Annotated in this window: 10 protein-coding genes; 3 read left to right on the forward strand and 7 right to left on the reverse strand. The window is 64.2% G+C overall.

Features of this window, described 5'->3' with window-relative positions; translation table 11 throughout:
- Nucleotides 1–11 precede the first annotated feature (11 nt).
- Nucleotides 12–707 carry a transposase gene (locus IU459_RS34695; protein WP_195133829.1) on the forward strand — a complete coding sequence of 232 codons (696 nt, stop codon included), beginning with the start codon at nucleotides 12–14 and terminating at the stop codon, nucleotides 705–707.
- Here the strand turns inward: IU459_RS34695 and IU459_RS34700 are convergent.
- The gene (locus IU459_RS34700) at nucleotides 616–1,362 is read right to left on the reverse strand and encodes a DUF6193 family natural product biosynthesis protein (protein WP_195133830.1); all 747 of its coding nucleotides are present in this window, start codon (nucleotides 1,360–1,362) and stop codon (nucleotides 616–618) included. The two genes, IU459_RS34695 and IU459_RS34700, sit on opposite strands and share 92 nt — an antisense overlap.
- Before the next feature lie 122 nt (nucleotides 1,363–1,484).
- The gene (locus tag IU459_RS38965) at nucleotides 1,485–1,937 is read right to left on the reverse strand and encodes a hypothetical protein (RefSeq protein WP_228838929.1); all 453 of its coding nucleotides are present in this window, start codon (nucleotides 1,935–1,937) and stop codon (nucleotides 1,485–1,487) included.
- Between the two features lie 459 nt (nucleotides 1,938–2,396).
- Between IU459_RS38965 and IU459_RS34710 the strand changes: the two genes are divergently transcribed.
- Nucleotides 2,397–3,050, forward strand: coding sequence for a hypothetical protein (locus tag IU459_RS34710; RefSeq protein ID WP_195133831.1), 654 nt, complete (start codon nucleotides 2,397–2,399; stop codon nucleotides 3,048–3,050).
- Between the two features lie 141 nt (nucleotides 3,051–3,191).
- Here the strand turns inward: IU459_RS34710 and IU459_RS34715 are convergent, their stop codons facing one another.
- The 3 genes from IU459_RS34715 to IU459_RS38970 form a co-directional block, all read right to left on the reverse strand.
- Complete coding sequence (locus IU459_RS34715; RefSeq protein ID WP_195133832.1) at nucleotides 3,192–3,533, reverse strand: hypothetical protein; 342 nt, start codon at nucleotides 3,531–3,533, stop codon at nucleotides 3,192–3,194.
- Nucleotides 3,502–3,684, reverse strand: a complete 183-nt coding sequence (locus IU459_RS34720; protein ID WP_195133833.1) for a hypothetical protein — start codon at nucleotides 3,682–3,684, stop codon at nucleotides 3,502–3,504. Before IU459_RS34720 ends, IU459_RS34715 begins: the two co-directional genes overlap by 32 nt.
- Before the next feature lie 80 nt (nucleotides 3,685–3,764).
- A complete protein-coding gene (locus IU459_RS38970; protein ID WP_324199141.1) occupies nucleotides 3,765–4,400 on the reverse strand; it encodes a Mu transposase C-terminal domain-containing protein in 636 nt (211 codons plus the stop codon).
- A gap of 194 nt (nucleotides 4,401–4,594) precedes the next feature.
- On the opposite strand from IU459_RS38970, the gene IU459_RS38975 reads away from it, so the two are divergent.
- Nucleotides 4,595–4,732, forward strand: a complete 138-nt coding sequence (locus IU459_RS38975; protein WP_228838930.1) for a hypothetical protein — start codon at nucleotides 4,595–4,597, stop codon at nucleotides 4,730–4,732.
- A 208-nt stretch (nucleotides 4,733–4,940) separates the two neighbouring features.
- Here IU459_RS38975 and IU459_RS38980 read toward each other — a convergent pair whose 3' ends face one another.
- Nucleotides 4,941–5,759 carry a hypothetical protein gene (locus IU459_RS38980; RefSeq protein WP_228838931.1) on the reverse strand — a complete coding sequence of 273 codons (819 nt, stop codon included), beginning with the start codon at nucleotides 5,757–5,759 and terminating at the stop codon, nucleotides 4,941–4,943.
- Nucleotides 5,759–6,514 (reverse strand): TnsA-like heteromeric transposase endonuclease subunit, encoded by a 756-nt coding sequence (locus IU459_RS34730; RefSeq protein ID WP_324199142.1) that lies wholly within the window; start codon nucleotides 6,512–6,514, stop codon nucleotides 5,759–5,761. Before IU459_RS34730 ends, IU459_RS38980 begins: the two co-directional genes overlap by 1 nt.
- Between the last annotated feature and the right edge of the window lie 404 nt (nucleotides 6,515–6,918).

The following is a 6,918-nucleotide window of genomic DNA, read 5'->3' on the forward strand; positions in this document are numbered from 1 at the left end:
CCTGGCCGACATTGAGCAGAACGCCCCGGTCCTGCGGGGCCGGGGCGTTCTGGGTGCGTCGCTATGCCCGCGCGGCCGAGCCCGAACAGCTGCTCACCGAGGTCGGCCGACGCGGCAGCGACCTGGACGAGCACATCCCATACCTGGCGAAACGTTGGGAGCAAGGTTGTGACAACGCCGCAACGCTGCACAACGAGATCCGCGAACGTGGCTACCGTGGTTCTCCCCGGACCGTGCGGCGCCTGTTGCAGGATTGGCGGATCACCAGCCCGCCGCCGATCATCACGGTCCACACACCGCCGAAGCCGCGGCAGGTCACCGGCTGGATCATGCGTCCGGACGACAAGCTCACCGACGAGGACAAGACCGAACTACGCCGTGTTCTCGACCGCTGCGCCACCCTGCGTCAGGTCGACCAGCTCGTCAGCGACTTCGCCGGCATGACCCGCCACCGACAAGGCCGGCACCTCGACACCTGGATTGTGCAAGCCACATCGAGCGGTATCCCGGCGATCGCGGGTTTCGCCGACGGACTGCTCAAGGACTACGACGCGGTCCGCAACGGCCTCACCCTCGAACACAGCAGCGGCGCCGTCGAAGGCCACGTCAACCGCATCATTCTGTGGAATCAGAGCTGTCGAGTTCCACAGCGGTCGCGTCGACGGCTGGTCGACAGTCGGCGGGTAGGTGGTTCACCAGGAGGCTGACGGCCTCTGGTGGCGTGCCCGCGTGTCCGATGTGAGATCGGCGTTTGGGCCAGGTGACTTGGTAGGTCCCGTCTGAGAGGGGAATAATCACGGGGAGGTCGTGGGTGAAAGGGAATCGGGTGCAGCGACTCAGGCGCAGCGACCCGTGGCTGGTATAGGGGAAGAGCATCCGTAGTCGAGGCTGGGCATAGGCCGCCTCGATCAAGTCGTGGTCGATGTGTCGGGCTCGTGTCTGACGGTAGAGCTTCCATCGGGTTTCGACGGGGTCACCGAGTTCGTAGGCTTCGGTGAGTTCGCCGAACCGGACAAACGGCCATGTAGCCTGTAGCTCGCGCAGGCGAGACCCTGCCTGCCAGAGGCCGATCGCTCCGGCCGAGGCGGCCAGGTCGGCAGTGCTGCCATGGGCCATCATGACACCGCGTTCCCAGAACTCCATGAGGAACCACCGCTCTTCGCTGCCCAGGACGGTCTGCACGTGCCGGCGGTCGTCTCCGACCCGGGTTGCGCAGTCCCACCAGCCGGGACAGCTGGTCAGCAACGTTGTCAGCGCGTAGCCAGCGTGGTCGAGCTCGGCTTGCATCGCGGCCTGCAAGCTCCCGGCCTGAGCGATCTCAAGATAGAGGCGCACGATGTGTTGCCGCCGTTGTTGTGGCATGACTTCGATTCTGCCGTTGCGACGCCGACTTGCGCTTGTGCTGGTTGGGTGGGCTCTGAAAAGTCAAGCGGGTGCGGGCCGTCCCTGAGCAACTCTGACGCTCGGTAGCGCCGTCGCGCCCGTCAGCCCGGAATTACGATTGTGACAGTTTCTGTGGAAATCGCAACGGGCGCACGCCATTCGGTGTGGGCATTGTTCGAAAAAGGTGTAGGCGCAGTAGCCGTGGCCGAGGTCGTAGTGCTGCCAGGGCTGGTTGCTTGCCGTGGCACCGGAGGTGACGGCGTCGCGGTCGCCAGCCCGGCCACCGAATCGATCGCAATCACGTTGCGGCCCTTGCGATGAGGCCGCGACATCAACTTCCGGACGAACGCAGCGACATCGGCGCGATTCGCCGTCACCGGATCCACCCCGTCCCGCTCGCAGGCCAGCAGATGCTCGGCCAAGCCGCGGGCATACGCGTCGATCGTGCGCGGCGCCCGACCCAGATCAGTCCACACCTGCAGCCACACCGCCGCCTGCTCGTCCCGGCCCAACACTGGCCACTTCTCCCTCAGCGCCACCGTGCCGCCGCTCAAGTTCGTGGTTACATCCGGGGAGCATGATCACGCCGGGCAGATTCCACGTAACTTATAAAATGATCAAAAGAACCATGTACGGCCGCGCCAACTTCGACCTGCTCCGTCGCCGCGTCCTGCTCGCCGATTGACCACGCCGATTCCCAAACGTTCGGCAGAGCAACACTTCCAATTCGATCTGCTGACAGCTTCGGTGACGACCCGGGATGTACTCGGCCCGTGCCGAGATTCTGACCGCAAAGAAATTGCGCTGGCCGATCCTGCACGTCACACTGCGTCGTGGCCAATATCGCGACCGTGTTCGTCCGCGTCGACCAACAGTCGGGCACTGTGGTTACCGCGGAGGACATCCTTGATGCCGCTACATGGCGGAGAGGGACCTACAACATTCCTTTCTGGCACCGCCGAACGGGGTCGCTGTTGGACGTCCAGCTCGGTACACGCTGGACTGGGACGCGCGTGCTGGACTTGGTATGGAAGTCATTCGGGGAGCAGCTCGACTCCGCATGGGTGCGCCACGGCGAAGACGGCAGCGACGACCCCGATGTTATCGAGCACCGCACTCATCGGACTGCGACCGAGGATCTCGGGCAGCCGCGCTGGTGCCGATTCGGCTACGACAGCATTCGCGTCCGGCTGCTTCCCAGCGCAGAGGACCGGATCCCCGACGCGCTGACGGATTTGAAGTGGCAGGCGAGCCATGGTTGGTGGCAGGCTCCGATCGCCGGTTGGCGGTATGGACAGAACGAGCGCAAATCGTGGTTCGCCGACGACACCACCGCCTCACGCGAAACCCCCAGTACTCCCGAAATCGCATACTGGGGGCTCCCCAGCGAGGAGTGGATGGACGACTGGCGATCCACCACGAAGTTGCCGAGCCGGTTGATCGACGCACTTGCCGACGCGGAGCCCCAGCTCAGTAGAGTGGAGCTGACTTGGAAGGGTCGCCCGGTCGCGGCCGCCGAGCGGATCGAACACATGGCGACCGGTCGGCCGACAAGGTTGGTGACGGAGCCCGAAGCACCCTGGGGCTGGTGGTCGCTCGACGACTGGGACAACTGCGTCGATGAACAATTTCTGACCGCGTTCGGCGACCGCACGAATCATCGGTGAGCCCTCCCAGCGATGCCGTGCAGGTTCGGGATTCATGTGTCGGCGTTGGGGAAAGCGGCATCAACCACAGCGATCACCGAAACTGCGCCAGAACCAATTTCAACTGGCCGCTGACAGATTTCCAGGTCAGGGGTGCGGGTGTCATCGGAGAAGTGCGCTTCGAAAGGCGTATTTGTAGGTGTCCCTGTGCTGGGCTTGATGCTGGTAAACCCAGCGGCGTAGGGGTTCGTTGTCGGCGTGCAGTCTTGCGGTAGAACCACTGAATCCGAGTCGGTGGGCGACGTGGGCGTAGAACGGCCGCTGGTCGTGGATCTTTTCTGCGAGGCCGATGCGGCGCCGCCAGGTCGGATCCATCAGGATTTCGGCCAGGATCACCGTTTCAGGCAGGAGGAGCAGCCAGGTGGGCAGGATCTGCCGCGCGTGGTTGACAGCCTTGACCGCGTCCTGCCGGTCATCCCATCTCGCGGTGAGCCGCCACTGCAAGACCCGGGTCGGGGTTGGACCGCCAGGCGAGCACGATCATTTGGGCCGCGGTGATCTGGTTCAAAATCCAGTTTTGGTCCTCGTCACTGCGAAACAGTTTGCTGCGCAGATGGATTGCTTTCGCGATCTCGGGTGCGGAACTGAGGTTCACCGTCCGCGGTGTGGAGTTCTCCCCGAGCCAGAGTCGGTGTCTGCGGCAATAGCTGTCGGAGGCCGACCAGTAGACCCTGATCACGGGCTCGCCGGGGGTCTGTGCGATGCAGCGAGGGCAATGCTTGCGCGTGTATGCGCGGGCGCCATAGAACCGCATGCTGGGCGTGTCGGAGTCGACGCTGTCAGCGGCCGACGCGTGGTGTCGGGCCCGGTTTCGGCTCGGCGCACCAACGCGGCCAGGATCACGGCGACCGCCATCTCGTTGGAATCGTCGACCCCGCGCTGGGCTGCCAGTTTCCGCGCGGCGCGCCAGGTGAAGTCGGCAAACGGTTGCCTCACGACGTTGTGGTGAGTCCAGGGAACAGTGATCCAGCCACTGCCTCGATGGTTGCGAACCCAGATCCGGGAAACGTCGTAGGGGCCGCAATGAACTTCCCAGCGGCCGTTCTTGGTGGCGATGCCCGATGACTGACCGGCCGAGGGCCGCAGCTCATTGCAGTTATAGGTGCGGTAATCGATCTGAATGCCGGTGTCGCTGATGGCACGCCATTCCGCCGGCAGCAGCTCGATGTAGTCCTCGCCGGTCAACGTGACCGGGACATACCCGGCAGCGGCGATCAAGGCCGCGTAGACGTCGTTCGGTGAGGCCTTCTCACTGGGAGTGAACGGATGCCGCAGACCGTCGTGCAGGCGGGTCTGCCATCCGGCCAGCACCCATTCGTCGAACAGCTCCTGCAAATCCGCAAGCGACCAGACGGCCCGATTGTCGACATCCGCACCGCGCCGGGTGACATCCCGGCCGGTGTAGCCGGAAACATGCTGGCAGAACAGGGTATTGATCGAGGCGAAGGTGCGTTCGACGATCGCTTTGTCGGTCGGGGGTCAGGACGTGCGCAGGCTGGACCGAGATGCCGAGGGTGTCCGCGGCGCGGGCGAACACCTCCGACATGAACACCTTGCCGTGGTCGATCACCACGGTGTCCGGGACAATCACCGGCTTCGCTGCTGCCATCGCCATCCGCGCATCCAGCGATACCAGCCGCTGATACGGAATCCGAGACGCTGACATGGACAGGGCTTGATCCCAGCCCGGGCGCATCGGCTCGGGAACCATCATGCGCGCCAGAATCAGTGCCGCGTCAACAGCTTTCGCCCCGACCGGGCGCAAAACCCCAGCGCAGATAGTGCGAGTGGCGATGTCGACAGCCAACACCAACTCGGCCCGCCCGATCACGCCGTCGTCCATCACCGCCATCACATCCGTCGGGGTGGTGTCCAAATGCACCAATTCACCCGGCCGAGCCGCCGTGGCAGGGGTATAGACCTTGTCGGGTTTGTTCGCCGTCTGCCGCCGGGTAACCGCCGACCCGAACGTGTGCCGCCCCTTGGCAAGAACATCCAGCAGCCTCTAGAACGTGGTTTTCGACGGAACCGGCACGACCCAGGTCCATGCTCGTCGTCGAGCATCCTCTGAACCTTCGCGATCACCCGCGACTTCGTGCCCGTCGACGTGCCTGTCTGCGCATCGATCACCGCGATCGCCGCAGCGACCACCCGTGGGTCGACCTGCCCAGTCGGCTCGACCGACCTGGTGAATCGCGTGTCGACCAAACCCCACACGCCCTGCTCTCGGTAGCGCTGCCGCATCCGCTCGACCGTGCGGGGGCTCGTTTTCAACCCGCTCGCGGTCAACTCCCCGGCCTTCTGCTTCTCCCGAGCCTTCAACGAGAACACCGCCGGGTCATAACCCAAGCGAGGCTCCGAATGCTCCGGCGCACCCGGCAGCCGCCCCGTCTCGACCTCGATCACATGACGTTCCCAGTCCTTGGCGGCCACCAGCACCTTCTCCGGCAGCGACTCGAGCAGGTTGATCGGCTCGAGCTTCGGTGCCGGCGCCGACCCGACCAGCTCGAAATCCTCCGCCGCCAGCAAGAACGGCAGCGCGACCACACTCGGCTCACCCGCCTCGGACAACAGACGGATCTTCGCGCCCGCGATAGCGACCACTGCGTGAACGGTCCCCTCGAAGACGACCTGGTCGCCAACAGACACCACTCCAGGACGTTCCAGCATCACAGCACCCGCTCCGAAACCGTCGCTGACCAGCCACTCGCCAGATCCGCCACTTCCGCCAGATCCGCCACTCGCGGTGAAACACGCACCAGCGTCCGATGCGACAGCACCAACGACAGATCCGCCAGCAGCCAGCGCCGCCACATCAGGTGATAGAGCACCGGCAATGTCCCCAACGGATCCCCCGCAGCCTCGGCACCGTCGATCAATTCCTGCGGACGGGCGAAGACCCGCAACAGCTCCCGCGCAACCCGTTCGTCGAAACACCGAGGGTGCCGATACCTGCCCAACCAGCGGGGATTCGCCGTCAACACCGGATCCAGGCGATCCCACACCGCATACTCCCAACCGACATCGCCGCACGCTTGCGCTGTCGCTGTGAACGCCTCTCGATCCCGGTCCTTGATCCGTTCGAACGGCCTCGAATCCAGCACCAACGTGTGCCCGCTGTCCAGCCGAACCAGGAAATCCGGGGTATGCCGTCGCGACCGGCGACCTCCCGAATCCCATAGCAACGTGAACGGCTGCGACACCACATCGCTCACCGACGGATCGAAATCCAACGCCACCAGGTGATCCCGCTCCACCCACGACTCGAACCCGACCCGACGGCCCAGCGTCGCCGACCAATACCAGCCCGAGAAGTTCGTCTGACCCCGATACGACGAGAACGACCGCACCGGGCCCGCGATCTCCTCGGCGACTTGCGGAAACGACTGCCAGCGCATCCTCCGCCGGGCGCCGGACTCCGCCACAAACTCCACCCCAAACCAGCGATCACCCAAAACAGCCGAATCACTCTGGGGCTCAGAAACATTCAGCACCGGGATATCTTCGCCACTTACGTGGGAACTCGCCACCGATCCGCCGCTTCACCTGGGAATCCGCCACTTCAGGCGGGAACGGACATCTGTCTCCGGGAAGGGGTGCACAGTTTTCAGCCCTTTCCGTCATGGTTACGTTGCGTTGGCACCAACCAAACGGAAACGTATTTCCGGTATGGAGAGTTTGCACGGCAGGTGACTCTGACCTCCGATAAGGTTCACTTATCGGCGGCGAGAAAATCGAACATGTGTTCGAATTTTTTGGAGGGTTACGCGGACTTCGCCTCAACGGGAATGGGCGTCCGGAGGAGTGCCGACACCGACCCGATTCCGAC

This window comes from Nocardia amamiensis (assembly GCF_015477605.1).
GTDB lineage: Bacteria > Actinomycetota > Actinomycetes > Mycobacteriales > Mycobacteriaceae > Nocardia > Nocardia amamiensis_A.

Bases quoted from the DNA above. Each gene is read 5' to 3' on its own strand.
- IU459_RS34700 (WP_195133830.1), bottom strand. From the start codon at position 1,362: ATGCCACAACAACGGCGGCAACACATCGTGCGCCTCTATCTTGAGATC.
- IU459_RS38975 (WP_228838930.1), top strand. From the start codon at position 4,595: ATGCCGAGGGTGTCCGCGGCGCGGGCGAACACCTCCGACATGAACACC.
- IU459_RS38980 (WP_228838931.1), bottom strand. From the start codon at position 5,759: ATGCTGGAACGTCCTGGAGTGGTGTCTGTTGGCGACCAGGTCGTCTTC.